Below are 25,391 nucleotides of genomic sequence, written 5' to 3'. Positions count from 1 at the left end.
CTGAGCCACATAGGTTTCATTGGTACCACAGGCCTCGGGAGATGGGGAGAGTTCAGGGCAAAACGCACAGGCGGCGCCTGACGCGGCTCAGACCCGCAGGTACCGGCGCAGGGTGACCCAGGAGGTGACCGTCGACAGGGCGATGACACCGACGACGATGAACGGGGCGACGTAGAACACGTCGGCCACCCCGACGAACGCGGTGTCGGTGAGCGTCGTCGAGAGGAACCCGACGACGCCGTAGCGCACCGTCGCCCAGAGCATCCCCATCGCGAGGACCGCGCCGAAGACGCTCGCGAGCACCGTCTCCATGACGAACGGGAACCGGATAGTGAAGTTCGAGGCGCCGACGAGCCGCATGATGCCGGTCTCGCGGCGGCGGCTGAAGGCGGTCTGGCGGATCGTCGTCGAGATGAGCATGACGGCCGCGAGCACCATGAGCGAGGACAGCGCGATCGCCGCCCACGAGACGGTGTTCATGAAGGTGAAGAACTTCTCGAGCAGCTTCTTCTGGTCCTGCACATCGGCGACACCGGGCATGCCCTTGATCGAGCTCGCGACGACGTCGAACTTCGCCGTGTCGTTGAGGTTGACGCGGTAGGAGTCGGCGAAGTACGACTCCCCCGCACGGGCGAGCGGCGAGTTCTTGTACGTGTCCTTGAAGCGCTGGAACGCCTCGTCGCGCGACTCGTAGAAGACCTCCTTGACCGTCGGCTTGAGCGCCTCGAGCTCGGCCTTGACCGCCTGGCGCTGGGCGTCGGTCGTCGCCTCGCCCGCGCAGTTGGTGTAGCGGGTCTTCTCGGCGCAGAGCAGGACGGTGACCTGGACCCGGTCGTACCAGTAGTCCTTCATGGTGTCGACCTGGCGCTGGCCCATCAGGCCGAGGCCGAGCAGGTACATCGAGATCATCGTGACGATGACGACCGACACCGCCATCGACAGGTTGCGCCGCAGCCCGTTGGCGATCTCACCGAGCAGGAACTGGATCCTCATGGTCGGCCTCGCTCAGCGCTCGCTCGTGTGGACGGCCTTCTGCCGCCTGAACATTCCGCCACGAGGACGCGGCGCGTCGGCGTCACGGCCGATCGGCGGCAGGCCGCCGTCGCCGGTCTCGTCGTCCGTGTCGGCCGTGTCGTCGTAGGCATCCGGGTCGGCGTCGTCCCAGCCGTCCGCGACGTCGGGCGCCGTCAGCGCCGACGCGGCCGCCTGCCGGGCGCGGGAGCTCTCGTCGAGCCGGACGCGCGGCATGCTGCCGGTCGTGTAGTCGCTGGCCTCGATGTCGCTGACGAGGACGCCGTCCTTGAGCCGGATGACGCGCTTGCGCATGGCATCGACGGTGACGGTGTCGTGGGTGGCCATGACGACCGTCGTGCCGACGCGGTTGATCCGGTCGAGCAGCTGGACGATGCCGAGGCTGGTGTCGGGGTCGAGGTTGCCGGTGGGCTCGTCGGCCAGCAGGATCGCCGGCCGGTTGACGAACGCGCGGGCGATGGCGACGCGCTGCTGCTCGCCACCGGAGAGCTGGTGCGGCAACCGCTTCTCCATGCCGGACAGGCCGACGAGGTCGAGGGTCTCCGGGACGATCTGGCGGATGCGGGACCGGCCGGCGCCGAGGACCTGCAGCGCGTAGGCGACGTTCTGGAACACCGTCTTGTTCGGCAGGAGACGGAAGTCCTGGAAGACGCAGCCGATCTCACGGCGCAGCGCCGGCACCTTGCGGTCGGGCAGCCGGTCGAGCTCGCGGCCGGCCACGAGGATGCGGCCCGCGGTCGGGTCCTGCTCCTTCATGACCATCTGCATCATCGTGGACTTGCCCGAGCCGGACTGGCCCACGACGAAGACGAACTCGCCGCGCTGCACCTCGAGGCTGACGGCGTCGAGGGCCGGACGCGTGGTCCGCGGGTAGGTCTTCGTGACGTTCTCGAAGAGGATCATCGGTCGGGCCTCGGCTCCTGCGGGACTGCGGCTGGGCGGTGACCTCCGCCACCGCAGTGCGCGCCTCGGTCGAGCGCGGGCAGCACGGCAGGCTGGGCCGACTCCGAGGCTACGGGCGAAAGGGCCCCAAACCCGGGCACCCCGACGTCGCCGGGCGTGGCGCGTCGGTGCTGGGCCACGGCGTCCGCAACGGCTCGTCAGCAGACGAGCGAGCTGAGCCCCTGGGCGGACTCGCCACCCGAACGGGCCAGCTTGCCCCACCCCTGGGTGCACAGGGCGACCGTGCGCACCGGCGTCGAGTACGTGGTGCGGACGCGGTTGCCGCCGGTGACGAAGCCGCGGGTCTCGGGCTCGCCGCGGACCGCGACGCCGACCATCGCCCGGTAGGCGAAGCCACGGGCGTGGTACTGCTCCCAGACGTAGACCGACGCGAAGTTCATCCACGCCGAGCCTCGCGAGTCGGTGCACCAGCCCTTGTACTGGCGCACCGTGAAGGCCGACATGCCGAGGTCGGGGACGATCGTCTTCGTGCCGAGCTCGGAGACCGAGGAGCAGGGCACGCCGGCGGCGACGAGTCCCGACGAGGCCTGCGAGGCCTGCGCGGTCGACGAGGCGGCCGTCGCTGACGGGGACAGCGCCACACCGGACGCGGCCAGGGCTGCGGCGGTCAGGGCAAGGGCGAGGAGACGGCGGAGGGCGGACATGGAGGGGTCCTCTCGGTTCGGCGCACGAGCGGGCCGCCGGGACCGATCGTGTGACCCGACCCCTGCCGGCCTGCCCACATGATGCTCCGGGAGCGGGCTCCGGGCACGCCGAAATCCCTCGGACGCGGGTGAGCGCCCGCGCCGGGAGACGCCGCGTCAGGCGTCGGCGCCGGCCTTCTTCTGGGCGATCTGCCAGCGGATGCCGGCCTCGATGAAGGCGTCGATGTCGCCGTCGAAGACGGCCGTCGGGTTGCCGGTCTCCTGCTCGGTCCGCAGGTCCTTGACCATCTGGTACGGGTTGAGGACGTAGGAGCGCATCTGGTCGCCCCAGCTCGCCTTGACGTCGCCGGCCATCTCCTTCTTGACCGCGGCCTCCTCGGCCTTGCGCTGCAGGAGCAGGCGCGACTGGAGCACGCGCAGGGCGGCGGCGCGGTTCTGGATCTGGCTCTTCTCGTTCTGCATGGACACGACGATCCCGGTGGGGATGTGCGTCATGCGCACCGCCGAGTCGGTCGTGTTGACGCTCTGGCCGCCGGGTCCGCTCGAGCGGAAGACGTCGATCTTCAGCTCGTTCTCGGGGATCTCGACCGAGTCGTCGCTCTCGATGAGCGGGATGACCTCGACCGCGGCAAAGCTCGTCTGGCGGCGGCCCTGGTTGTCAAAGGGGCTGATGCGCACGAGGCGGTGGGTGCCACCCTCGACGGACAGGTGCCCGAACGCGTACGGCACGTTGACCTCGAAGGTCGCCGACTTCAGGCCGGCCTCCTCGGCGTAGGAGGTGTCCATGACCTTCGTCGGGTAACCGTGGCGCTCCGCCCAGCGCAGGTACATGCGCATGAGCATCTCGGCGAAGTCGGCCGCGTCGACGCCACCGGCGCCGGCGCGGATCGTCACGACGGCCTCGCGCTCGTCGTACTCGCCGGACAGCAGGGTGCGCACCTCGAGCTCGCCGACGTCCTTCCTCAGCGAGGCGAGCTCGCGCTCGGCCTCGGCGAGGGTGTCGGCGTCGCTCTCCTCCTGGCCCATCTCGACGAGGACCTCGAGGTCGTCGATGCGGCTGTCCATCCCGGTGACGCGGTCGCGCTCGGAGTTGGCCCGCGAGAGCGCGCTCGTGACCTGCTGCGCCGAGTCGGGGTCGTCCCACAGGTCGGGGGCGGCGGCCTGCTGCTCGAGCTCGGCGATCCTCGTGCCGAGCGCGTCGAGGTCGGTGACACTGCGCACGGAGTCCATCGTCGCGCGCAGGTCCTTGATCTCTTGCGTGAAGTCAACAGCCACGATCGGACAGCCTACGGCAGCAGGCGCCGTGCTCGTGCGGCACTCGCGCCCGACGGGTGACGACGGACGCGACATGCCTGCGCCCCGGTCACCGAGGAACGACCGGGGCGTATGAGCCGAAACCCTGTTCGGAGCACGGGACCGGGACCGCGAGGGGTGGGGTGTCGCGGCCCCGGCCGATGGTGGACGGGTTGCTCAGTAGACGTTCTTGGCCATCCACTTCACGTCGCTGCCCGAGGGCTGCGTCATCGCCGTGTTCGAGCTGACGGTCTCGAACATGATGCTCTTGGACGAGGTCGAGTGCGGCAGGCCGCCGCAGTGGCCGAGCTCGTGGCTGGCCGCGTGCTCGCCGAGGGACATCGAGGCCAGGACCGGCGACAGGCGCACGGTGCAGCCGGAGATGACGCCGCCGGAGACGGTGAGGTCGGCCGAGCCGATCGCGTCGCCGGAGGTGGGGTCCTGCTTGAGGACGGTGATGGTGGCCTTGGTCGGGTCGGTCGTCATCGACACCTTCCAACCGGACCTGCTCCACTCCGAGACGGCCTCGGAGACCTTGAACGTCGTGCCGGTGCCGGTGGCGTCGTAGACGAGGGCCGGCTTGAGCCAGTGGCCCCAGTACCCGGCCGTGGCCGAGGACGTCGGGCTCTTGGTGTCGGTCTTGAGCGGCTTGGCCGCGGTGGACGTGCCGGCGGTGGCGAGGGTGAGACCGACCGTCGCGAGGGCGACGACGAGGATCCGCTTCATGGACAGCTCCTGGGGGACCAGCCGCGAACGGCTGCAGGGGTGACAGAGGTGTTCAGGGCCCGCGGGGGTCTCGGGTCCCTTTGATGGTGCGCTCGGGGTTTCCTTTGATCCACGTTAGCCTCGTATGTCCCATTTGCCCCACGTTTCCGTAAAGTCCGACCGTGCGACGGTCGGCGTGGCGACGTGACGACGGCCCGGCATCCTGCTTGGATGCCGGGCCGTCGGTCTGGTCGAGGGGGTCAGCAGTAGCGCGACCCGCTGCCCGTCGAGGTCCACGCGCACGTGTCGACGAGGCTGCCCGCCGCGTTGCGCAGGTAGGCGGTGTCGCCGGTGTTGTTCCAGACGTACGAGCTGAGGTTGTAGTAGCGGTTCGTCGCCGTGGCCGTGCCCTTGCCGGTACGGATCGTCACCGTCGCACCGGCCTTGAGGGTGAAGGCCGGGAAGCGGTAGGTGTACCCGGTCTTGTCGCGCAGCGTCCAGCCGGTGAGGACGCGGTTGCTGCGGGTCGTGTTCTTCAGGACGACGTACTCGGCGTTGAGGCTCGTGTTGCTGCGGTTGTCGGTGCCCGGAGAGTCGTACTGGACCTTGTAGATCATGACGGCCGGGAGGGCCTGGGCCTCGGTGGCGGCGGTGATCGGCCCGAGCAGGCCGATGGCGATGCCGGCCGCTGCAGCGGCGGCGGTGGTGCGGGTGCTCACGGTTGCGTTCCTCATTCGTCGACGCGCGGCACAGCGGGCCGCGCTGGGGTTCGCGTCGACCGGGTGGGGGGGCGACGCCTCGAGGAGGCTAGGCCCGACTGCGTTGTGCGCGTGGCGTTTTGGGGAAGATTTGCAGGTTCTCGCGCTCCGCGCTGGTCAGCCGAGGCGGGCGCGGGCGCTCGAGGTGACGGTGATGGTGACGCTGCCGCCGAGCTGCTCGAGCACCCATCCGCTCATCGGGAGCGTCGCCTTGCCCTGGAGGGTCACGACCGCCGTCGAGCCGTCGGGGGTGCCGGTGCGCGGGACGAGCCGCCAGCCGGTGATGCCGTTGGGCAACGGGGTGCGCCCGAGGTGCGCGCCGGCCGCGGCCTGCACCGACGCGTCGGTGAGCGCGAGGTGGTCGGGCACGCCGTCGCGGTAGGCCGACCCCTCGTCGATGGCGTCGGCGGCGTCGAGCGCGGCGGCGTCGGCGGTGTCGAGCAGGCGCATCCGGGCCAGCTGGGCCGCCGTGACGTCGACGGCGCCGAGGATGAGGACGACGACGATGACGAACAGGCCGAGGATGAGCACACTGATCTGGCCGCGGTCACGGCCCGGGCCGTGGAGCAGCCGGCGCAGCCGCCCGATGCGGCTCGAGACGACGTTCATCGGGCGACGAACCGGTCGACGGACGCCACGTGGGTCGAGGAGACGGAGACCGACGAGGGCACGTGCTCGGCGATGAAGTCGGGCACAAGAGGCAGCTGGACCTCGATGCGCACGTCGGAGCGGACGACGCCCTCCGGCCGGAGGCAGGGCGAGCCGTCGCACGTCATGGTGACCGTCGCGTCCTGGTCGAAACCGAAGTCGCCGAAGGCCAGCCGTGCCGCAGCCTGCGCCCGGGCGTGGCCGTCGGCGTCGGTGCCGGCGGTGACGAAGGCGCGGCCGGCCTCACGACCGGCGAGCGAGGCCGAGAACGAGGCTGCCTGGAGGCGGGCCATCGTCAGCACGAGGTAGAGCAGCGGCAGCAGCATGAGGATGCCGAGGAAGATGAACTCGATGACGGCCCGGCCGTCGTCGCGCCGGGCCAGCAGGCGGGCCAAGCGCGCCCTGCGGGCCCGCAGCGAGCGGAGGCAGCCGGTCATCGCCGCGCCCCCTGCGTCGAGGCGGGAGCCGCTCCGGCTGATCCGTCCGGCGACACCTGCTCCTCGCTGAAGGCACGACCGCGCACGGTCAGTGCCTCCGAGGGCCCGAGCGGGCCGACGACCGGCAGCGGTGCCTCCACCGTGATCTCGACGACGCGGACGCCGTCGGGCATCGTGCGCTCGGCCACCCCGACCTGCTGGGCGAACCGCGCGCTGAGCGAGGACGTGATGAGCGCCTGCGTCCGGGTGACCCCGTCGGCCGGGTCGGCGTCCGCACGAGCCGCGTAGCGGGCGCCCTCCGACGCCGCGGAGATGAGCGTGTTGCGGACGTAGAGGGCCAGGCCGATCTGGAAGACGCCGAGGGCGACGAAGAGCAGCAGCCCAGCCACCATGACGAACTCGGCGATGGCCGAGCCGCGCTCGGGTTCGGCCCGCAGCCGGCGCAGGACGCGTGCCGCCGGGGTCACGGTCCTTTGACGTTGCTGATGGCGTCGCTGAACAGCTGTCCGAGCTGGGGGCCGGCGATGGCCCACAGGGCGGTGACGAGGCCGGCGGTCATGATGGTGATGAGGACCCAGCCGGGCACGTCGCCCCGGTCACGGGACCCGCCGAGGCGCCGAACGAGCGCCTCGATGGTCGCAGCCTGCAGGCGCGCCCGGTGGTTCGTCAGCGTGGTCATCTGTCTTTCCCCTGTCTGGTCGGTTCACGGTCGTGGAGGGTGCCGGGTGCGGCGCGGTGCGTCAGACCCGGAAGTGCAGGAAGCTCAGGCCCGGGTAGAGGGCGAAGAGCACGGTGACGGGCAGGATGAGGAAGACGACGGGGACCATCATGAGGATCTCCCGGCGCCCACCCTGCTCCATCAGGGTGCGGCGGCCCGCCTCGCGCACGTCCTGGGCCTGGGCCCGGAGCACTTCGGCCAGCGGAGTACCGCGCTCGACGGCGACGACGATCCCGTCGACGAACCGGCTCAGGCTCATCAGGCCGGTGCGGTCGGCCAGGCCGCGCAGCGCCGTGGGCAGGTTGGCGCCTGCCCGGGCGTCGGCGAGGCAGCGACGCAGCTCGTCGGACAGCTCGCCCTGGGAGAGGCGGCAGACGCGCTCGAGAGCGCCGACGGCCCCCTCCCCCGCGCTCACCGCGAGGGCGAGCAGCTCTGCGACCGTGGGGAACTCGGTGAGCATGCGCGCTTCACGGCGGGACGCGGCGCGTGACAGCATCCAGTCGCGCCCGATGAGACCGCCGAAGACCCCGCACACGACGAGCCCGACGAGGGCGACGACGGGGAACCGCTGCTGCGCCACCGCGACGAGCCCGGTGAGGACGAGCCCCACGAGGCCGCCGAGGGTGCCCCACAGCACCTGCTCGGCCCGGAACCGGTCGACGTCGGCAGCGACCCCGGCCCGCAGCTGGCGCCGCACCACGGACGGTGACCCGCCGAGGACCGACCCGACGAGGCGACCCAGCCGCCCGACGTACGGCGCGAGGAGCTCGCCGAACCCGAACGGGCCGCGCGGGGCCGCCGGACGGCTCAGCAGCGTCGAAGGTCGGGGGGCGTCGCGCAGGTAGGGCTCGAGGCGCTCGTCGAGGCCGGGACGGCGGCTGGCGGGCAGGCCCGCGACGACGAGGGTGAAGCCGGCCAGCAGGAGGACCCCGACGACCGCGCCGGTCCACGACCAGCCGGCGTCGAGCACCGCGCCCAGCCCCGACGCCGCGGCCCTCATCGCAGCACCCGCTCTTCCTCGGGCAGGCGCCCGACCCAGACCATCGCGCGGTAGGCGACGACGCACAGCGCGGCCCCGACGGCCAGGACGACCCAGCCCACCGGCGACGCGTACGCCGCGAGCGAGCGACCGTTGAGGGCGAGCATCGCGAGGACGATCCACGGCGCCGCGACCGCGAGACGTGCCGCGTTGACGGTCCAGCTCTGGCGCGTCTCGAGCTCGGCGCGGGTGCGGGCGTCCTCGCGCAGGAAGGAGGAGAGCGTCCGCAGCAGCTTGCCGAGGTCGCTGCCACCCACCTCGCGCGCGATGCGCAGCGACTCGACGAGACGATCGGCGACGGGATCGCTGAGACGTTCCTTGAGCCGGTCGAGCGAATCGTGGAAGCGGCCCGTGGTGCGGTAGTCCTCGGCGAAGGCGGTGAAGGCCGGGCGCAGCTCTTCCGGTCCACGGGTGGACAGCTGGGCCAGCGCCTCGGGCAGCGCGAGGCCCGCCCGCACGCCGGACGTGACGTTGTCGACGACGTCGGGCCACAGGTCGCGCAGCTTGCTGCGGCGCGAGCGGGCGCGCATACGCACCAAGGAGATCGGCGCCGCAGCGGCCATGAGGGAGAAGCACAGCGAGATCGGGGCGACACGGGTGAGCGCGAGGACGATGGCGAAGGTCAGCAGGAAGAGCACGACCGAGCCGACGATGACGTTGTTCGGCGTGATGGAGGCGTACCCCGCCTGGTTGAGGTGGTCGCGCAGCTCGACGACGAAGCCCGAGCGGCGGGGGCCGGACTCGGGTGCCGGGGCCTGCGGCCAGAACGACCAGTAGACGAAGAAGACTCCTGCACCGAGGAGCAGCCCGATGACGAGCGGCGAGGTCACGACGCCTCCTGGGCCAGCAGCGCGGCGACGTCGTAGCCGGCCCGCTCGAAGGCCTCGTGGTGCGGTGGGAAGCCGTCGCCACGCACGAGGCGACCGTCCCGCGTCGTGAACAGGTCGGCGATCTCGATGACGTCGCCCTCGGCACGACCGGGAACGGCGACGATCTCTCGCACCCGGCGGACGCCGTCGCGCTCGAGGGCGACGTGGACGACAAGGTCGACGGCGGCCGCCACCGTCGGCACGACGAAGCGGCTCGACACGTTCTCACCGGCGAGCAGGGGCAGGGTGCACATCTTCGTCACGGCCTCGCGGGCGCTGTTGGCGTGCAGGGTGCACATGCCGGGGACGCCGCTGTTGAGGGCGATGAGCAGGTCGAGGCTCTCCTCCTGGCGCACCTCACCGACGATGATCCGCGACGGCCGCATGCGCAGGGCCTCCTTGACGAGCCGGCGCAGCGGCACCTCTCCGGTGCCCTCGAGGCTCGGCTGGCGACACTGCATCGAGGCGACGTCACGCAGCGGGATCTTCAGCTCGAAGTTCGATAACTACACTAGTGGCGTGAGCGGGATGAGAGCGGTCGTATACGTACGCATCAGCAGCGACCCCAACGGCAAGGGGCTGGGAGTGGCAAGGCAGGAGAAGGCCTGTCGGGAGCGTGCGGCGAGCCTAGGGTGGGACGTCGTTGCCGTGTATACAGACAACGACGTGTCGGCCTCGACGGGCAAGCGCCGGCCGGCATACGAAGCCATGTTGGCGGACCTCGAGACCGGTGTCGCCCAGGCGGTCATCGTGTGGGATCTTGACCGACTCACTCGCCGCCCGATCGAGATCGAGCACTTCATCGACCTCGCCGACCGCAAGAAGATCGCCCTCGCCTCCATCGGCGGAGATGTTGATCTCAGCACTGACAACGGCCGCATGTTCGCGCGGATCAAGGGCGCCGTGGCTCGTGCCGAGGTTGAACGCAAGAGTGCACGTCAGCGCGCCGCCAACGACCAGCGTGCCGAACGCGGAGACCCGTTCACGGGTCGGCGACCATTCGGGTACCGCGATGGCGGCCGGACTGTCGACGAGGCGGAGGCCCAGGAGTTCCGGACAGCCGTCCAAGATCTACTCTCGGGCCGCTCACTGCGCGCGATCGTCCGAGGCATGAACGATCGAGGCGCTGTCACCACGGCCGGCAACCCGTGGCGGACGACGGAGCTGCGGCGGCTGCTGCTCAACCCCCGGCACGCGGGGCTACGAGTGCACCGAGGCGAGATCTTTGGAGAAGGCAACTGGCCCCCGATCATCGACGTGGACACACATCGTGCGGTAGTTGCCATGCTCAGGGATCCCTCAAGGCACCGAGCGGGGAGGCCGCGCCGCTACCTGCTCACCGGCGTCGCGAGATGCGGCACCTGCGGAGGCCGCATCTACGGCGTTACCGAGCCGCGAGGACCTCTGTACTACTGCGAGACCCGACGGCACGTCGCCCGCCGGGCCGAGGAGATCGACGACTGGGTGGCGCTTGCAGTCATCGAACGGCTCACACGTTCCGACGCGCGGACGCTCTTCGCTCCGCCCGATGGAGGTTCAGAGGCTGAGGAGCTCCGGCGCCACGAGCACGAGCTTCGGACTCGGCTCGATGGACTCGCAGCAGCGTTCGCCGACGGCGCGATCGACGCACGACAGTTGAAGGAAGGTAGCGCCCGCCTGCGCCCTCGTCTCGAGGCAGCCGCGGCACGCCTCGCGAGCCTCACGACCGTGCCGGTCCTCGCGCCCTTGGTGGGAGCCGTTGACGTGGAGCATGCGTGGGACGGGCTGGAGGTCGACCAGCAGCGCGCAGTGATCGAGGCGTTGCTCCACGTCACGATCCGTTCGGCCGGACGTGGGTGTCGCAGCTTCCGACCTGACAGCGTGGAGTTGAACTGGAGGCACCAGGAGCCTCCCCCTCCAATCGGGGCCGCACCAGGCCAGGGGCTCGGAGATCGTCATGAGTGACTGGTGGAACGGCGTTCCCGTTCACGAGCGTGGCATCGAGATCGCCGCAGACCAGAAGGCTCACAGTGGTCGCTACCGTCTCCTGGCGAAGTTGCCCTGTTTGAACTGCGAGGCCGAGGCTCGTCGGACGCGGACCATCCTGGCGCAGTACGCGGGCCCAGGAGGAACGAAGTGGCTGTGGACGCCCGGCTACAAGGGGTTGGTCAACCATTCAGAATCGGTCCGCCCGCTGACGGATCCGATTCGTGCTGAACGGATCCCGCCGCGCGCATGGTCCTACCAGGCTGGTCTGTTCCGGATCGCGGTGTGCGAGGTGTGCAAGCACGGACAGCCGTTTGAGGTCACGGCCGAGGGCATCAACCTCAACTTCGAGCCGGCTCCAGGGTCGTGGGGACGCGTCGCCGAGGGATGAGCCGTCGCTGCGATATAGTCGTCGCACAACGCAAGAGCACCTGTGCGGGATCGCCAAAATCCGCTCGCAGAACTTGGAAGCTGCGGGACACGCCTCGGAAAGAGGGTGCCCCGTCATGGCCGCACACAGTCCAGTTCGCCGCTCGGCCTCGTCGCGCGTCTCCGCGCTGTCCCGCTCCCGATCAGCGGACGACCCCTCGCTGCAGGACGCTCGCCGTCATCTCCGGTTCGTCGGCCTCGAGGAGCACATCCAACGCGTTGTAGATGCAGCGCCGCCGCTCACAGCTGAGCAGGTCGAGGAACTTGCCGCCATCCTGCGGGGGGCGAAGAAGCGATGAGCACAGACGAACGGCGCCGGGTCGGGGCGCCATCCGAGTCTCCCGTGCAGGTGACTGACTCCAGTGTAGAAGCCGGACCCGTTCATGTCAGCGATGGTCGCCGCGTCGCGGTGGATCCCGACGCGGTCCGGAACTGGGTGCGGCGCGTCTACGACGGCCTGCCCGGTGTCCTGTGCGTGCATCACGCCGATCGCGCTGGGAAGTTCGACGGTGGTGGGGGCGCCTGCGCGACCGAGCTGGAGCTGCTCGAGCGCGTCACTCACCTTGACCGTGCGGGCGCCCAGTCGATATACCTGCGGACGTCCACACTCGCAGTTCCGCCCGCGCCCGGCAACCGAGGGTCCGCTGCAGACTCCCTCGCGCTGCCCGGGCTCTGGGCGGACGTGGACTTCGGGAGCCTGGGCCACGCGCACGACCCGGCGATGCACGGGGGGCTCACCCTGCCGCCAGACGCAGACGAGGCCCGGCGCATGGTCGAGGTCTCCGGTCTCCCCGAACCCACCCTCTGGGTGAACTCGGGAGGTGGGCTCTATCCGTGGTGGCTCTTCGATGAGCCGGTGGCGCTTGATGCCGACACCCGCCCCAGGGTGGACAGGCTCTCGCGCGATCTCCAGTTCGTTCTGGGCCGATCCGCTGCCGAGCTCGGATACCACTACGGCACGGGCGTGGGCGACCTCGCTCGTGTCCTACGACTGCCTGGGACGATCAACCGCAAGGCCGGAGAGGAACGCCCCTGCTTCGTCGCCGACGACACCGGGCCGCAGTACCACCTGACTGAAGTCCAAGCGGCCGTCTCCGATCTGGCCCCAGCGCGGTCCGGAACGGCCGGTGCCTCGGTGTCGTTGACGCCCCGACCGACTTCTGCTCGCATCTTGGGGGAAGCCGGGCCGTTCGACGCTCTGGCCGAGCGGTGCAGCTTCGAGGACATCCTTTTAGGTGCAGGGTGGAGCGCCTGCACCAACAAGCACTCATCCTTGGTATCGGCCTGCTTCACGCGCCCGGGGGACGGTGTGACGAACCCGTGCTCGGCGCACGTCCTGGTCGCGTGTCCCGAGGTACTGATCGTCTGGTCGGAAGCAGCCGCTCTGCCGTCCGGCGCCGGTCAGCGGCTGACGAAGGGGCGGCTCTTCGCCCATCTCTGGCACGGCGGCGATGAGTCGGCTGCCGCTCGCGACCTTGCCGCGGCGCTGCGGGGAGGTCCTTGCACGCCGGCTGCACAGGCGCTGCTGACAGCAGCATCGCAAGACCGTGCTTCCACGCGAAAAGCCCTCGCGTGCAAGGACGCTGCGCCAACCGCCACCCGCGCTGACGACTACTTCGACAGGCACGATGGCCTGCGAGTAGCCAGTCTTGCCACGGACGTCGCGGCCGAGGCCGGACCCTTCGCACTCGGTCCAGGAGACACCCTCTGGACCTATCGAGACGGCGTCTACGTTGACGAGGGTGACACCGCCGTACGGTCATCTGTGGTGGGGCTGTGCGGGGAACGGTTTCGTGACTCCCACCTGCGCAACGTCACCCACGTCCTCAAGGCCCAACACACCCACGTCCGGCTTCCGTCGGGCACCGAGGTGCCCCCGGACACCTTCCTCAACCTGCCCAACGGGCTACTCGACTGGCGCCAAGGCCTGCTGAGAAGGCATGACCCACGGGTGCCGTCGGTGCACCGGATCCCGACAGACTGGCGCCCGGAAGCGAGGTGTCCGGCGACGGACCGGTTCCTCCGCAGTCTCTTCGGTGATGACGAGCAGGTGCTTGCATTCGTCGACGAGGTCGTCGCGGCCGTCCTCTACGCAGGACACCCGTTCCACCAGCGGGCCATCATGCTGCTCGGGCGAGGGAAGAACGGCAAGGGCGCCCTTCTGACATGGCTGCGCTCGCTCGTCGGGGACGCCAACGTCGCGGAGGTCAAGCCGCAAGCCCTCGACGCCAACAGGTTTGCGTCCGCACAGCTCTACGGCAAGCTGGCGAACCTCGCCGGCGACGTAGCCCCCACCGCATTCACCAACGCCGAGCGGTTCAAGGAGATCACCGCCGGCGACATCATCGACGCGGAGCGCAAGTACGGGCAACCGTTCTCGTTCCACCCCGTCGCGACGTTGATCGCCAGCTTCAACGAGATGCCGGCGACGGCCGACCGGTCCGAAGGGTTCTTCCGGCGCTGGCTCGTGCTGGAGTTCCCGCACCGGTTCGTCGACGAGTCGGAGGCTACCGGCGCAGAGGACGAGCGGATCCGCGACGCCACGGTGACCGCTCGGGTGACCACGCCGCAAGAGCGGTCGGGATACCTCAACCGGGCCGTTGCCGGACTCCGACGACTGCACGAGAGAGGTGACTTCCTTCCTCCTCCCAGTGTGACCCGGGCCACCGAGCGGTTCCGCGAGCACGCCGATCCGGTGGTCTCCTTCCTCACGGAGGCATACTCGGCCGACCGTGACGGGTTCACGCTGCGGTCTCAACTCAAGCGCGAATACGACTGGTACTGCGAACAAAACGGCACCAAGCCACTCTCCGCGGGCAAGCTCTACGAGCACCTGCCTCACGCCGCCGCCGCAGCCCTTGGGAGCTCGATCCACCCCCACAAGCGAGGTGGCGAGCGCGGCTTCCTGGGCCTACAACGGCGCACGGACGAGTAGGAGCAGTCGGGATCGCCGTCGGGTTGCGATGCGCGAGCGACTCAACGGCCCTACAACCCAGAAAGGAGTCTCGGCCGGCCCGTCGCCCTCAACGACGGGGCCGGTCAGGTCGGGCCGGTGCCTGCGTCGCCGGGTTACGCCCATCGCCCGGCAGTGCAGAGTGGGCGACATGGCTCTCGTGTCGCTGCAGGCACCGGTCGCGCTGGCGCGGCCCGTCGATGACCTCACCCCCTCCGGCGTCAAGGACCTGGTGTGGGAGCCGAAGTGGGACGGCTACCGTGCGCTCGTCGGCGGCGGAAGGATCTTCTCCCGCAACGGCACCAACCTCACGCCCCTGTTCCCTGACCTCACCCCTGCGCTGACCTCGAGGCTGCCGGCTGACCTCGTGCTCGACGGAGAGCTCATCGCGTGGGACCCGGCCGCCGGCCGGCTCGACTTCCAGGGCCTGCAGGCCCGGATGACCGCCGGCCGTCGCATCCGAACGGTCGCCGCGCGACGCCCCGCTCAGCTCGTTGTCTTCGACGTGCTCGCAGCCGGCACGGAAGACCTGCGCGGCCGCCCGCTGCGAGAACGTCGGGCTGTCCTCGAGCAGGCCCTGGCCGGCATCGCCTCCCCCATGGTGCTGTGCCAGCAGACCGACGACGTGGCCCTGGCCCGCGAGTGGTTCCAGACACTCACGGCAGGCGGCATCGAAGGCCTTGTCATCAAGGACGCCGGCGGCACCTACCCCACCGCGCCCGGTCAACGGGTGTGGTGGAAGGTCAAAGCCAAGCAGACGCTCGACATGCTTGCGATCGGGTTCACAGGCGACCAGGCAGCTCCGACCTCGCTGGTGCTCGCCTTCCCTGGTGACGTCGACGAGGACGGCCACCCGGTCACGGCCGGCTCCACCACATCGCTGCCCAAGGCCGTCGGCCGATCCCTGTCGCCCTTGCTGCATCCGACCGGTGACACGTTCGAGCGCACCTTCGCCTGGGGCTCAGCGTCGCCCACGCAGGTGACGGTCGTGGCGCCGTTCGTCGTCGAGGTTGAGGCCGATGCCTCGGCGGCCGCTGGGGTGCTGCGCCATGCCGCGCGGCTGCATCGTGCAAGACCCGACCTGGACCCGGCAGAAGCCACCTGACGGAGGGGTTTCCCGTTCGCTCCGTGACGTCGCCCGTAAGGCGCGCTGGCGGCGCCCTCAACCCCACTCTGAGGGCGCCGCCACGGCCACCACCCCACCCGATGACCACCGCCCCACCCGGCCGGGCGGTGTCGGCCTGCTGCTCAGCGAGTTGCGCGGAACCCACCCGTCACTTCGGCCGGGATGGTCGGACGTCGTCCGACGAGCGGCCGGCGGACATCGGGTTCACGGGCTGGGAACCCCGACGACCCTGCGCATCATGGCGTCGTAGGTGCGGTCGGGCAGGAGGGCATGCGCGGTGATCATGGGCTTGGCGCCGAAGCCGACGGCGTAGCGGGTGCGGGGGCGGCGGGCTGTGACGGCGCGACGGATGGTGCGCCCGATGAGTTCGGGCGGGGAGGAGCGTCGGGCGTTGGACTCCGAGTCGAGGGAGTCGGCCACGGCGTTGCCCTGGTTGGCGTAGGGGCCGGTGCCGGAGACGGAGCGGACCTTGTCGGCGGCGATGGCGCTCCATTCCGTGCGGATGCCGCCGGGCTCGATGACGACGACGTCGATGCCGAAGGGTGCGACCTCCATGCGGAGGCAGTCGCTGATCGCCTCGAGGGCGAACTTCGTGGCGTGGTACCAGCCGCCTAGGGGCGTGGTGATCTTGCCGCCCATCGAGGTGACGTTGACGATAGTGCCCGAGTGCTGGGCGCGCATGTGCGGCAGGGCGAGCTGGGTGAGCCGGACGGCGCCGAAGACGTTGACCTCCATCTGGGCCCGGGCCTCGTCCATCGGGACGTCCTCGATCGCCCCGTACGAGCCGTACCCGGCGTTGTTCACGAGGACGTCGAGGCGGCCCTGCTCGGCGATGACCTGGTCGACGGCCGCCTGCATAGAGGCATCGTCGGTGACGTCCAGGGCCAGGGCATGGATGCCGATCTCGGTGAGCGGGTGCATCCGCTCGACGCGGCGGGCGGCCGCGTAGACGGTCAGGCCGGCCGCGGCGAGCTCACGGGCGGTGGCCTCGCCGATTCCCGACGAGGCTCCGGTGACGAGGGCGACTCGGGTGGTCATGTTGCGCTCCTGTCCGCGGTGATCGCGTTTCTGGGGTGATCGCGTTGCCTTCGACGGTAGGGCGCGTCCAGCTCTGGGTGGATGCCGATCACGCCACGCCACCTGCAGCTCGCGCCACATGCCGCATGCCGGGACCCCGCCGCACTCATCGTGGCTTGCGGCGCGATGCGCGAGTTCCACGGCGTCATCTGCAGGTGCATCGCCGGCTCGCGGTCCTACGGTGCTGTCATGACGGCCACGCGGTTCTCCCTCGACCCGGGGTTCAAGGTCTTCGTCAGCGACCTGCGCATCTCGTGGCATCGGGTCCTACGGCGCGCCGGCCTGCCGGACGCGACCGCAGGGCGATCCGCCGCACTGCTCACGCCTGCCGAGTACTTCGCGCTGTGGTCCGCCCTGGAGGCCGAGGCCGGCGACCGGGACCTGGCCGTCGACGTCGGCCGGGCGATCTCGCCCGAGGCGTTCAGCCCACCGATCCTCGCGGCCCTGGCCAGTCCGGACCTGGCCGTCGCCGCCAACCGGGTCGCGACCTACAAGCCGCTCGTGGGACCGCTCACCCTCGAGGTCGACCGGACCACCGACACCCTCGTCATCCGGTACGTGTGGCCGGGCGATCTGACCCCGCCGCCGCTGCTGACCATCTCCGAGCTCGTCTTCTGGGTGGCGTTGGCCCGGACCGCCACGCGCCACCACGTCCGTCCCTCGCGGGTGATGGTGCCGGATCTTCCGCGCGACGTGGCGGGCGTCGAGGCCTATCTCGGGGCGCGGGTCGACCGCGGGCGAGAGCACGCGGTGACCTTCTCAGCCATCGACGCGCGGCGCCCCTTCCTCACCGAGAACGAAATGCTGTGGAGGGTCTTGGCGCCTGACCTGCGCACGCGCCTGGCCGACCTCGACGCGAGCGCGACGGTGGCAGCGCGGGTGAGGTCCGTCCTCCACGAGACCCTGGCCGCCGGGGATCCCTCGATCGGTGCCGTGACGCACCGGCTGGCCACGAGCCCGCGGACGCTGCAGCGTCAGCTCCGGCAGGAGGGCACGACCTACCAGTCCGTCCTCGCCACCACCCGCGAGCACCTCGCCCGCCAGTACCTCGCCCGGCCCGAGCTGCGGCCCCACGACATCGCCTACCTCCTCGGCTACGACGACACGAACTCCTTCTTCCGGGCCTTCCGCTCGTGGACCGGCACCACACCCGAGGCGGCCCGGGCAGCCAAGGCAGGATCGAAAGTGGAGGGGCGCCCCAAGATCGTGGTGGCATCTGACGTCGTCCGCCATGGGGTGGCTCTGACGCTGACCAGTGTGGATGGGCTTTGATGTTTGACCTCAACTGGGTTCAGGCGGTCATGGCGGTCCTCTGGCTCGTCGGCGTGATCTGCGCAGTCACCGCTTTCGCGCGCGGACGCCGTGGCCTCGGCGGCATTTTCCTTGTTGCCGCAGCCCTGGTCGTCCCTGTCCTTGGGTCTCTGCTCGCCGTCGGCATCGTCGCCCTCAACAGCCGTTCGCATGGCGTTACGCAATAACACTCAGGCACCAGGCGCCGTCCAAAGAGGGCGCCCGGGCAGGTGCGTCGCCGGTCAACCACCGACCCGGCGGCCCAGGGGGTGTGGCAGCTTCACGACGCCGCTCGGTGCCCTGGCTGAACGTCGGTGGGGTGCCGTAGCGTCGCCGCTGCGACCAGATCGCAACATGGCCGGCCAGGCGCCCCACGCCAGCAGACGGCCGGCACGGCCCTCGCTCACCTCGTCGGTGGACGAGGGCCTTCGCTTGTCCAGCCTGTGAGGAACCGGACGAGTCAAGCCATTTTCGAGACGCAACTCTTCGATTTCGAAAGGATGGCGCGGATGCCCCCGGCAGGACCCCCATCGGCCGAGGGCATCCGACGTGCCCAGACCCCACTGGGTGCAGCGCTGCCGTCGCCCTCCCACCCCGCGACGGCAGCGCCCTTCCCAGCTGAGCTCCGGGGCGGCAGGCGACGCGACCACGCGCAAACGAAGCGAGGGAGCGCTTCGACCTCCGCCGGCTTCATGGCTTGCGGCCGACACACCTCATGCATCGGGGCGAAGGGCGTCATGACAGAGAGCGCTCCCGAGATGGCTCGGATCAGGGACGAGACGCAGGGTCGTCGACTGGCGCCATGACGGCGGCAGGCGTGAGCTCGGTGGCCGCCCAGGCGGCGAGCAGTCGCAGCCGCTCCTCGTCCGGGGAGCCGGGTTCGGTGGTGTACACGGTCATGGTGAGCCCTGGGTCCGCCGGGAGGTCCATCCCGTCGAAGGCGACGGCGAGGTCGCCGACGACGGGGTGCCGGAAGCGTTTGAGGCCGGTGCGGTGGGTGCGTACGTCGTGGTCGGCCCAGCGGCGGGCGAAGTTGTCGCTGCGGGTGCACAGCTCGCCGATGAGGTCGGTGAGCTGCTTGTCGTGGGGGCGGCGGCCGGCCTCGGCCCGCAGCAGCTGCACGGCGGTGCCCTCAGAGCTGTCGAGGTCGGGGAAGAAGTCGGCGCCGTTGGGGTCGAGGAAGTGGAAGCGGGCGATGTTCGGGGGTGCGACCGGGGTGGTCCGGGTGGGGCTGTCGAACACCGGTGAGTAGAGGGCCCGGCCGAGCAGGTTGGTCGCCAGGATGTCCAGGCGCCCGTTGCGCACGAATGCCGCGGCGCCGGTCATCGCGTCCAGGACGCGCTGCAGGGACGGGTGGATCCCGGCGGCGGCGGGCCGCTCGCGTCGGCTGCGAGCTGCGTTGGCGGCTCGGGCGAGGTCGAACAGGTAGATGCGCTCGGCTTCGGTCAGCTGCAGGGCACCGGCGACCGCGTCGAGCACGCTGTCGGACACCCCGGAGAGGTTGCCCTTCTCGAGGCGGGTGTAGTGGTCGACAGAGACGCCGGCGAGGATGGCCACCTCTTCGCGACGCAGCCCCGGCACGCGGCGCTGGCCGCCGTAGCGGCGCAGCCCGGCCTGCTCGGGCGTGATCTTGGCTCGTCGGCTGACGAGGAAGTCGCGTGCCGCTTGGCTTCTGCTGCTCACGGTCTCCACGCTACGGCGGCTCGCGGGCTCTCGAGCGGTGTGTGGGGGGTCGCGTCGTGACCCGGCAGAACGCGACCTGTTCCGTCCGCGTCGGTCCGAGTTGCATGGAGGCATGCCCGGTTCTTCCACCATCGCGCCCGCCTCACCGCCAAAGCCGCGGACCGGGTCCCGGTCCACCACCGCGCTGGTGGCCTCGACACTGGTCTTCTTCGTCATCACGCTCGATGCCGTCATCGTCAACGTGGCGCTGCCGCGGATCCGGACCGACCTCGGTGGCGGGATCGCGGGGCTGCAGTGGGTGGTGGACGGCTACACGCTGATGTTCGCCGCGCTGCTGCTGTCGTCAGGGTCGCTCGCGGACCGGGCCGGCGCCAAGAAGGCGCTGACATACGGGATGGTCCTGTTCGTCCTCGCCTCAGCAGCCTGCGGCGCGGCACCCACCCTCGGGCTCCTGGTCGCCGCGCGGTTCGTGCAGGGCGCAGCGGCCGCGGCCATGATGCCGGCCTCGATGGCGCTGCTCGGGCACGCCTTCCCGGACCCCGTGAAGCGGGCACGGGCCGTCGCGGTGTGGGCGATGGGCGGGGCCATCGCGTCCTCAGCCGGGCCGGTCCTGGGCGGTGTGCTCAGCCTGGCGAGCTGGCGACTGATCTTCCTCGTCAACGTCCCCGTCGGGGCCCTCGCCCTGCTCCTGATCGCCCGCACCGCGGCCACCAGCCGCCACCGCGCCCCGTTCGACTGGATCGGACAGATCACCGGCGTGCTCGCCATGGGAGGTCTGACATACGGCGTGATCGAGGCCGGCGACCGCGGCTTCACCGACCCGCGGGTCCTGGTCGCGCTCGGGACCGCGGTCGTGGGCATCACCGCGTTCGTCCTGAGCCAGACCCGAGTGGTGCACCCGATGGTCCCGATGGGCTTGTTCCGGGCCCGGAACGCGGCCACGCCGGTCGTCATCGGGTTCACGTTCATGGTCGGCTACTACGGCTTGCCGTTCGTGATGAGCCTCTACCTGCAGCAGGTGCGCGGCCTGTCCCCGTTGGGGACCGGGGTGGTGTTCCTGCCGATGATGTTGATCGGCTTGGTGCTCACGCCCTTCGCGCCGCGGATCGTGCAGCGCCTCGGCGGGAAGCCGGTCATCGTGGCCGGGCTCGTCTCGATGGTGCTCGGGCTGTCGGTTCTCGCGTTCATCACCGTCGGAACACCGCTGCCGGTTCTGGGCGGGGTGATGGTCCTCGTCGGCCTGGCCGGCCCGCTGGTCATGCCGCCGACCACCGCGATCCTGCTCGACAGCGCCCCTGCAGAGCGGGGCGGGGTGGCCTCAGGCGTGTTCAACACCAGCCGTCAGGTCGGCGGCGCGCTGGCCGTCGCGCTCTTCGGGGCGCTCTTGGCCCACGGCACTTTCATGTCGGGGCTGCGCGCGAGTCTCCTCACCGCCGCCGCCGTCGCCCTGCTCACTGCCGCCGCTGCAACCGCCCTCCGGCCGGTTCGCCACCACGCCGACACCAACATCCACACGCGTGGGCCCAAGGACACGGCCACGGCGGGGCCGGTCGCATGAGCGAGACAGCGCCTGAGACGGCGACCGGCAGCGTGGACCGGAGCATCACCGTCGTCTGCCTCATGACGCCTCGGCCGGAGAAGGCCGCCGCGTTGCGTGCCCCCCTCGCTGCGCTCGTGCGGCCGACCGCACTGAGGCCGGGTGGCTCGCCTACGACATCTACGAGGAACCGGACGGCTCGATCCTCCTCGTCGAGACCTGGGCGTCGCAGCAAGCGCTGGCAGCCCATCAACAGCAGCCCGCCGTCCGAACTGTCTTCGGCGACGACCTGCCTGGCCTGCTGGCCGAGCCCATGCGGGTGCACTACGGCCACCCCCTGAAGGCCGCCGCCGAGGGGTAGGCGCGCCGTCCAGACGGGGTCAGAACACCTTCACCGGCAAGACCGACCTCACCGGATCAAGCGATACAGGAGACATCATGAAGTTCACCGAGAGCGGCGGCCAGACCGCCACCGGCCCCGCGGACTGGTTCACCGGCACCGTCTACATCGACGGTGTCCGCAACCCCGACGAGCAGTCCGCCGTCGGCTGCTCCCACGTCCGGTTCACCCCCGGTGCGCGCACCGCCTGGCACCACCACCCGAAGGGCCAGACGCTCTACGTGACCGACGGCATCGGCTACGTCGCGCGCCGCGGCGACGACGGCGCCACCCAGGTCCAGGAGATTCGCCCCGGTGACGTCGTCTACATCGAGCCTGGCGAAGAGCACTGGCACGGCGCCCCACCGGACCGTTTCATGGCGCACGTCGCCATCCAGGAAGCCGACGAGTCCGGCCAGGTCGTGACCTGGCTCGAGCATGTCACAGATGCCGAGTACGGCGCCTGAGCCGGCTCACTCTCCCGACCGCAGCGTCGCGATGCGCGGCCGGACGCGGACCCACCACGAGAAGGAAACTGACCAGATGATCTTGAACGAGACGTACACGCTGTCCAACGAGGCGACCATCCCCAAGCTCGGCCTGGGAACGTGGTTCATCGACGACGACAAGGCCGCGCAGGCAGTCGTCGACGCGGTCGCGGCCGGCTACCGCAACATCGACACCGCACAGGCCTACGGCAACGAACGCGGCGTCGGCGAAGGGGTCCGGACCAGCGGCATCCCCCGCGAGGAGCTCTTCGTGTCCACCAAGCTCGCCGCTGAGATCAAGGACTACGACGACGCCGTCGCCGCGATCGACGGTTCGATCACCACTCTGGGGCTCGACCACATCGACCTGATGCTGATCCACAGCCCACAGCCGTGGAACGACTTCCGCGGCGGGGACTACGCCGAGGGCAACCGGGAAGCCTGGCGCGCGCTCGAGGACGCCTACAAGGCAGGCAAGCTCCGGTCCATCGGCGTCTCCAACTTCGAGCAGCGCGACCTCGAGAACATCCTCCAGGCCTGCACGGTGGCGCCGCACGTCAACCAGCTGCTCGTGCACGTCGGGAACACCCCGGCCGAGCTCATCTCCTACTGCCAGAGCAACGACGTCCTCGTCGAGGCCTACTCGCCGATCGCGCACGGAGAGATCCTCAAGAGCCCGGACGTGGCAGCGATCGCCGAGCGCTACTCGGTGACCGTGCCGCAGCTGTGCATCCGGTACACGATCCAGCTCGGCACCGTGTCACTGCCCAAGACCGCCAACCGCGACCACATGCGCGAGAACTCCCAAGTCGACTTCGTCATCTCCGACGAGGACATGGACGTGCTGCTCCGCATGGAGTTCCAGGACTACGGCGAGCACACCGTCTTCCCGGTCTACGGCGGAAAGTAGCCACGCTGTGAATGACCGGCCGGCGGTATATGCGGAGCATCGGTCGGTTTCCGAGTCAGGCCTGGGGAGTCTCGTCAAGCAGGGGGAAGCCGGCGAGGAGATGCTGCAGGTGCATCGCTTGGCGCGGCACGAACTCCGCGATGGTCAGTCCGACCACCTCGTAAGCGGTCGAGACGTCGGCCACGACGCGCCGGGCCTGGGCTAGGGTCAGGCCACCGCGGTCCGCGCCCAGGCCGAGCTGGACCTCGTCCGCGTCGATGGTGTCGACGTCGAAGTGGATGGCGACCTTCGTCGCGCCGGTGCCGGCCAGCCAGCGCAGCAGGCCCTCGCTGCTGGTCCGGAGGGCGTCCGGTGCGAACACCGACAGGCCCCACTCGGCCGCGACCGGCGGCAGGGTCGCGTCGGTCCAGTCGTGCATGCCGACGAGGGCCACGCGGGAGGCGTCGGTCGTGGCCGGCAGCAGCGACTGCACCTCGGCGTCACCGTGGCCGGTCAGCTCGGAGATCACCATGGCGTGGAAACCGGAGTAGGCGGTGCGTCCGGTTCCCATGTCCGGGTGGGAGTCGACCCACAGGATCGCGAGGTCCTGGCCGTAGCGGCCCAGCAGGTGGGAGAAGGGCGCGAGGCTGACGGAGCACTCCCCGCCGAGGGTGGTGACCCGGGCGGGGTCATGCTCGCGCAGGAGCGCCAACGCGGCCCGCAGCTGCTCCAGCAGAACGGCCTTGGCCTCGATGCCGTCGACCTCCTCCAGCCCGGTGTCGCCCGGGTGCACGGGAACCTCGACGGTCGGCCCGACGTGCGCCGGCAGGACGGCCTGCAGCACCGCGGTCCCCACGGCGTAGCCGCGTCGCGCGACGTCGAACGGGAACTCGGGCGCGAGCCGGCGCACGCTGTCCGAGCCGGCGCCCTGCCACTGCGGCCACAGCAAGCGCAGATGTGACCCGGACGTCGCCGGCCGGCCCTGCGCGAGGTTCGGCGCTTCGGTCTCGCTCATGTTGGCAACCTAGAACCGGCGACCCGTCTGCCACCAGCAGTCCGTCCGGCGAACCGCCTTGCCTCTGGGAACACGCGCAACGGACGGGTGATCGGCATAAAGGCGCCTTTCCAGGTCGGGGATGAGGTGCAGAGCCGTGTGGGCACACGACTTGAAGACCGTAGACGGTCAGCCCGAAAGAACCATGCGGACCCCTCGGCGCTGCTCTCCTGCGCCAGTAGCGCGTCGCCATGCCGGTCCCGCTGGTGGAGTGGGTGTCCGGCGTCCAAACCGGCGGCTGCGCCCGGCGTCTGCCGACCGCGGGCACACCTCGTGGGTGCGCCAGCACTGCGGACATGAAAAAAGACCGCTTCGCCCCTCCCGCCACGAGGGCGAGAGGGGCGAAAGGTGCTGTCATGGTGGCTTGATGGAGTGGCCGGGCCTCAGTCACTCACTCCTCGGTGGCGCAGGATGAACCTGGACGGAGGGCGGCGTAGACGGTCTGGCGTGCGACGCCGAGCCGTCGAGCAACCACGGCCTTGGGCACCCCGGCCGCGATGTCCGCCCTCGCCGACTCCACCTGCTCGGGCGCAAGACTGCGCCTGCGGCCCCGGTACACGCCCCGCGCCTTGGCCGCCTCGATGCCTTCCCGCTGGCGGTCGCGGATCAGGGCCCGCTCGAGCTGGGCGAACGCGCCCATGACCTGCAGTTGAAAGACGGCCAGCGGATCCGCTCTGCTCTTGGGCTGGAATGTGAGGCCTTCCTTCAGGAAGCGCACCGTGACACCGTCGCCAGTGAGCTTGGTGACGAGCCGGTCCAGGTCCACGACGCTGCGCGCAAGTCGGTCCATGGAGGTCACGACGAGCGTGTCCTCGCCCCGGGCGTGCTGCAGCATGGCGGTCAGGGCCGGCCGTTCGGTGCTGGCCCCGGAGGCGTAGTCGGTGAACCACCGGTCTGGCTCATTCCCGAGCGCGTCGCGGATGGCGGCGACCTGCCGATCGGGGTTCTGGTCAGCAGTGGAGACACGGACGTAGGCCAGGACCTGTCCAGGCATCTCTAGACCCCTCCTCGGATGTGTCCAGCAACTGGGAAAGGGGCCCCAGCCGGACGCGCCGGCCAGCAGCGCCAGGGTGTCTCGTTGGGGTCTACCCCGTTGGACACCTTCACGTTGAGCATGGTGGCGTTCACAGTGTCTCGTCCTCGAGGTCGTAGCTGCTGCCGTAGTCGGAGCCGTAGGCCCAACGGCGAGAAGGGGTTCCGGTCGTGGGGCTTGAGGCGGGCCGGGACAGCACGGCGACGATGCCTTCGACGGCCTTGACGCAGACCAGGACGACGTCGGCGAGGTCACGGACCGCGCGTAGGCCAGCCGTCGCAGTCTCGGGCTCGTGTTCTCGGAGCTTGGCGTAGGCGACGACGGTGAGGGCCGCTGCGGCGGCCACGGACATGACGATGATCATGGGTTCTCCTCTGGGACA

Annotated in this window: 27 protein-coding genes and 1 pseudogene; 10 read left to right on the top strand and 18 right to left on the bottom strand. The window is 70.2% G+C overall.

The genetic code is table 11. The features are described 5' to 3' along the window. Nucleotides 1–87 precede the first annotated feature (87 nt). The 13 genes and pseudogenes from ftsX to RY076_RS14920 form a co-directional block, all read right to left on the bottom strand. The gene (ftsX, locus tag RY076_RS14980; RefSeq protein WP_323099453.1) at nt 88–993 is read right to left on the bottom strand and encodes a permease-like cell division protein FtsX; all 906 of its coding nucleotides are present in this window, start codon (nt 991–993) and stop codon (nt 88–90) included. A 12-nt stretch (nt 994–1,005) separates the two neighbouring features. Next, nucleotides 1,006–1,935 carry a cell division ATP-binding protein FtsE gene (ftsE, locus tag RY076_RS14975; protein WP_323099451.1) on the bottom strand — a complete coding sequence of 310 codons (930 nt, stop codon included), beginning with the start codon at nt 1,933–1,935 and terminating at the stop codon, nt 1,006–1,008. Between the two features lie 197 nt (nt 1,936–2,132). After that, complete coding sequence (locus RY076_RS14970) at nt 2,133–2,639, bottom strand: hypothetical protein (RefSeq protein WP_323099449.1); 507 nt, start codon at nt 2,637–2,639, stop codon at nt 2,133–2,135. Nucleotides 2,640–2,795: 156 nt separating this feature from the next. Continuing rightward, the gene (gene prfB / locus RY076_RS14965; protein ID WP_323099447.1) at nt 2,796–3,914 is read right to left on the bottom strand and encodes a peptide chain release factor 2; all 1,119 of its coding nucleotides are present in this window, start codon (nt 3,912–3,914) and stop codon (nt 2,796–2,798) included. A gap of 195 nt (nt 3,915–4,109) precedes the next feature. After that, entirely contained in the window at nt 4,110–4,658 is a 549-nt protein-coding gene (locus RY076_RS14960) for a matrixin family metalloprotease (protein ID WP_323099445.1), read from the bottom strand. A 239-nt stretch (nt 4,659–4,897) separates the two neighbouring features. After that, the gene (locus RY076_RS14955) at nt 4,898–5,356 is read right to left on the bottom strand and encodes a lamin tail domain-containing protein (protein WP_323099443.1); all 459 of its coding nucleotides are present in this window, start codon (nt 5,354–5,356) and stop codon (nt 4,898–4,900) included. 156 nt (nt 5,357–5,512) lie between these two features. Beyond that, nucleotides 5,513–6,004 (bottom strand): pilus assembly protein TadG-related protein, encoded by a 492-nt coding sequence (locus RY076_RS14950; RefSeq protein ID WP_323099441.1) that lies wholly within the window; start codon nt 6,002–6,004, stop codon nt 5,513–5,515. Continuing rightward, entirely contained in the window at nt 6,001–6,480 is a 480-nt protein-coding gene (locus tag RY076_RS14945) for a pilus assembly protein (RefSeq protein ID WP_323099439.1), read from the bottom strand. Before RY076_RS14945 ends, RY076_RS14950 begins: the two co-directional genes overlap by 4 nt. Next, nucleotides 6,477–6,947: a TadE family protein gene (locus tag RY076_RS14940; protein ID WP_323099437.1), complete on the bottom strand. Its 471-nt coding sequence runs from the start codon at nt 6,945–6,947 to the stop codon at nt 6,477–6,479. The genes RY076_RS14945 and RY076_RS14940 overlap by 4 nt, the downstream gene beginning before the upstream one ends. Beyond that, nucleotides 6,944–7,159, bottom strand: coding sequence for a hypothetical protein (locus tag RY076_RS14935; RefSeq protein WP_323099436.1), 216 nt, complete (start codon nt 7,157–7,159; stop codon nt 6,944–6,946). Before RY076_RS14935 ends, RY076_RS14940 begins: the two co-directional genes overlap by 4 nt. Nucleotides 7,160–7,220: 61 nt before the next feature. Beyond that, nucleotides 7,221–8,198: a type II secretion system F family protein gene (locus RY076_RS14930; protein ID WP_323099434.1), complete on the bottom strand. Its 978-nt coding sequence runs from the start codon at nt 8,196–8,198 to the stop codon at nt 7,221–7,223. Then, nucleotides 8,195–9,067 (bottom strand): type II secretion system F family protein, encoded by an 873-nt coding sequence (locus tag RY076_RS14925; protein WP_323099432.1) that lies wholly within the window; start codon nt 9,065–9,067, stop codon nt 8,195–8,197. Before RY076_RS14925 ends, RY076_RS14930 begins: the two co-directional genes overlap by 4 nt. Then, a pseudogene (locus tag RY076_RS14920) lies at nt 9,064–9,603 on the bottom strand (ATPase, T2SS/T4P/T4SS family); the annotation flags it as partial. The pseudogene RY076_RS14920 and the gene RY076_RS14925, both read right to left, overlap by 4 nt. A 31-nt stretch (nt 9,604–9,634) precedes the next feature. Here RY076_RS14920 and RY076_RS14915 point away from each other — a divergent pair. The 4 genes from RY076_RS14915 to RY076_RS14900 all read left to right on the top strand — a co-directional run bounded on the left by RY076_RS14915 (nt 9,635) and on the right by RY076_RS14900 (nt 15,558). Then, on the top strand, nt 9,635–11,050 hold the full coding sequence (locus RY076_RS14915) for a recombinase family protein (RefSeq protein ID WP_323099831.1): 1,416 nt from the start codon (nt 9,635–9,637) through the stop codon (nt 11,048–11,050). Continuing rightward, nucleotides 11,043–11,462 (top strand): hypothetical protein, encoded by a 420-nt coding sequence (locus tag RY076_RS14910; RefSeq protein WP_323099430.1) that lies wholly within the window; start codon nt 11,043–11,045, stop codon nt 11,460–11,462. The genes RY076_RS14915 and RY076_RS14910 overlap by 8 nt, the downstream gene beginning before the upstream one ends. Nucleotides 11,463–11,843: 381 nt before the next feature. Further along, nucleotides 11,844–14,435 carry a DNA primase family protein gene (locus tag RY076_RS14905; RefSeq protein ID WP_323099428.1) on the top strand — a complete coding sequence of 864 codons (2,592 nt, stop codon included), beginning with the start codon at nt 11,844–11,846 and terminating at the stop codon, nt 14,433–14,435. Between the two features lie 169 nt (nt 14,436–14,604). Next, nucleotides 14,605–15,558: an ATP-dependent DNA ligase gene (locus tag RY076_RS14900; RefSeq protein ID WP_323099426.1), complete on the top strand. Its 954-nt coding sequence runs from the start codon at nt 14,605–14,607 to the stop codon at nt 15,556–15,558. Between the two features lie 225 nt (nt 15,559–15,783). On the opposite strand, the gene RY076_RS14895 is transcribed toward RY076_RS14900, so the two are convergent. Continuing rightward, on the bottom strand, nt 15,784–16,617 hold the full coding sequence (locus tag RY076_RS14895; RefSeq protein ID WP_323099424.1) for an oxidoreductase: 834 nt from the start codon (nt 16,615–16,617) through the stop codon (nt 15,784–15,786). Nucleotides 16,618–16,845: 228 nt separating this feature from the next. Between RY076_RS14895 and RY076_RS14890 the strand changes: the two genes are divergently transcribed. Both RY076_RS14890 and RY076_RS14885 read left to right on the top strand, forming a co-directional pair. Beyond that, complete coding sequence (locus tag RY076_RS14890) at nt 16,846–17,928, top strand: AraC family transcriptional regulator (protein WP_323099422.1); 1,083 nt, start codon at nt 16,846–16,848, stop codon at nt 17,926–17,928. Then, entirely contained in the window at nt 17,928–18,134 is a 207-nt protein-coding gene (locus RY076_RS14885; protein WP_323099420.1) for a hypothetical protein, read from the top strand. The genes RY076_RS14890 and RY076_RS14885 overlap by 1 nt, the downstream gene beginning before the upstream one ends. A 580-nt stretch (nt 18,135–18,714) precedes the next feature. Here the strand turns inward: RY076_RS14885 and RY076_RS14880 are convergent. After that, on the bottom strand, nt 18,715–19,629 hold the full coding sequence (locus RY076_RS14880) for a helix-turn-helix domain-containing protein (RefSeq protein WP_323099419.1): 915 nt from the start codon (nt 19,627–19,629) through the stop codon (nt 18,715–18,717). A 187-nt stretch (nt 19,630–19,816) separates the two neighbouring features. On the opposite strand from RY076_RS14880, the gene RY076_RS14875 reads away from it, so the two are divergent. The 4 genes from RY076_RS14875 (at nt 19,817) to RY076_RS14865 (ending at nt 22,943) form a co-directional block, all read left to right on the top strand. Beyond that, the gene (locus tag RY076_RS14875) at nt 19,817–21,187 is read left to right on the top strand and encodes an MFS transporter (RefSeq protein ID WP_323099417.1); all 1,371 of its coding nucleotides are present in this window, start codon (nt 19,817–19,819) and stop codon (nt 21,185–21,187) included. Between the two features lie 55 nt (nt 21,188–21,242). Then, nucleotides 21,243–21,527, top strand: a complete 285-nt coding sequence (locus tag RY076_RS23675; RefSeq protein ID WP_413785786.1) for an antibiotic biosynthesis monooxygenase — start codon at nt 21,243–21,245, stop codon at nt 21,525–21,527. A 77-nt stretch (nt 21,528–21,604) separates the two neighbouring features. Then, nucleotides 21,605–22,012, top strand: a complete 408-nt coding sequence (locus RY076_RS14870; protein WP_323099416.1) for a (R)-mandelonitrile lyase — start codon at nt 21,605–21,607, stop codon at nt 22,010–22,012. Between the two features lie 76 nt (nt 22,013–22,088). Then, nucleotides 22,089–22,943 (top strand): aldo/keto reductase family protein, encoded by an 855-nt coding sequence (locus RY076_RS14865; protein WP_323099414.1) that lies wholly within the window; start codon nt 22,089–22,091, stop codon nt 22,941–22,943. Between the two features lie 55 nt (nt 22,944–22,998). Here the strand turns inward: RY076_RS14865 and RY076_RS14860 are convergent, their stop codons facing one another. From RY076_RS14860 to RY076_RS14850, 3 genes are all read right to left on the bottom strand, one after another. Then, the gene (locus RY076_RS14860) at nt 22,999–23,937 is read right to left on the bottom strand and encodes an arginase family protein (RefSeq protein WP_323099412.1); all 939 of its coding nucleotides are present in this window, start codon (nt 23,935–23,937) and stop codon (nt 22,999–23,001) included. 430 nt (nt 23,938–24,367) lie between these two features. Then, nucleotides 24,368–24,970, bottom strand: coding sequence for a recombinase family protein (locus tag RY076_RS14855; RefSeq protein ID WP_323099410.1), 603 nt, complete (start codon nt 24,968–24,970; stop codon nt 24,368–24,370). A gap of 130 nt (nt 24,971–25,100) precedes the next feature. After that, nucleotides 25,101–25,373 carry a hypothetical protein gene (locus tag RY076_RS14850; protein WP_323099408.1) on the bottom strand — a complete coding sequence of 91 codons (273 nt, stop codon included), beginning with the start codon at nt 25,371–25,373 and terminating at the stop codon, nt 25,101–25,103. Between the last annotated feature and the right edge of the window lie 18 nt (nt 25,374–25,391).

The organism is Intrasporangium zincisolvens, assembly GCF_034724055.1.
Lineage (GTDB): Bacteria > Actinomycetota > Actinomycetes > Actinomycetales > Dermatophilaceae > Monashia > Monashia zincisolvens.
This window is presented reverse-complemented; position numbering and strand designations above follow the sequence as displayed.

Excerpts from the sequence above, each read along its gene's own strand:
- RY076_RS14910 (WP_323099430.1), top strand. The coding sequence starts at position 11,043 with ATGAGTGACTGGTGGAACGGCGTTCCCGTTCACGAGCGTGGCATCGAG.
- ftsE (WP_323099451.1), bottom strand. The coding sequence starts at position 1,935 with ATGATCCTCTTCGAGAACGTCACGAAGACCTACCCGCGGACCACGCGT.
- RY076_RS14935 (WP_323099436.1), bottom strand. The coding sequence starts at position 7,159 with ATGACCACGCTGACGAACCACCGGGCGCGCCTGCAGGCTGCGACCATC.
- RY076_RS14900 (WP_323099426.1), top strand. The coding sequence starts at position 14,605 with ATGGCTCTCGTGTCGCTGCAGGCACCGGTCGCGCTGGCGCGGCCCGTC.
- RY076_RS14865 (WP_323099414.1), top strand. The coding sequence starts at position 22,089 with ATGATCTTGAACGAGACGTACACGCTGTCCAACGAGGCGACCATCCCC.
- RY076_RS14860 (WP_323099412.1), bottom strand. The coding sequence starts at position 23,937 with ATGAGCGAGACCGAAGCGCCGAACCTCGCGCAGGGCCGGCCGGCGACG.
- RY076_RS14930 (WP_323099434.1), bottom strand. The coding sequence starts at position 8,198 with ATGAGGGCCGCGGCGTCGGGGCTGGGCGCGGTGCTCGACGCCGGCTGG.
- RY076_RS14950 (WP_323099441.1), bottom strand. The coding sequence starts at position 6,004 with ATGAACGTCGTCTCGAGCCGCATCGGGCGGCTGCGCCGGCTGCTCCAC.
- ftsX (WP_323099453.1), bottom strand. The coding sequence starts at position 993 with ATGAGGATCCAGTTCCTGCTCGGTGAGATCGCCAACGGGCTGCGGCGC.
- RY076_RS14895 (WP_323099424.1), bottom strand. The coding sequence starts at position 16,617 with ATGACCACCCGAGTCGCCCTCGTCACCGGAGCCTCGTCGGGAATCGGC.
- RY076_RS14885 (WP_323099420.1), top strand. The coding sequence starts at position 17,928 with ATGTTTGACCTCAACTGGGTTCAGGCGGTCATGGCGGTCCTCTGGCTC.
- RY076_RS14855 (WP_323099410.1), bottom strand. The coding sequence starts at position 24,970 with ATGCCTGGACAGGTCCTGGCCTACGTCCGTGTCTCCACTGCTGACCAG.
- RY076_RS14890 (WP_323099422.1), top strand. The coding sequence starts at position 16,846 with ATGACGGCCACGCGGTTCTCCCTCGACCCGGGGTTCAAGGTCTTCGTC.
- RY076_RS14970 (WP_323099449.1), bottom strand. The coding sequence starts at position 2,639 with ATGTCCGCCCTCCGCCGTCTCCTCGCCCTTGCCCTGACCGCCGCAGCC.
- RY076_RS14945 (WP_323099439.1), bottom strand. The coding sequence starts at position 6,480 with ATGACCGGCTGCCTCCGCTCGCTGCGGGCCCGCAGGGCGCGCTTGGCC.
- RY076_RS14850 (WP_323099408.1), bottom strand. The coding sequence starts at position 25,373 with ATGATCATCGTCATGTCCGTGGCCGCCGCAGCGGCCCTCACCGTCGTC.
- RY076_RS14870 (WP_323099416.1), top strand. The coding sequence starts at position 21,605 with ATGAAGTTCACCGAGAGCGGCGGCCAGACCGCCACCGGCCCCGCGGAC.
- RY076_RS14960 (WP_323099445.1), bottom strand. The coding sequence starts at position 4,658 with ATGAAGCGGATCCTCGTCGTCGCCCTCGCGACGGTCGGTCTCACCCTC.
- RY076_RS14915 (WP_323099831.1), top strand. The coding sequence starts at position 9,635 with ATGAGAGCGGTCGTATACGTACGCATCAGCAGCGACCCCAACGGCAAG.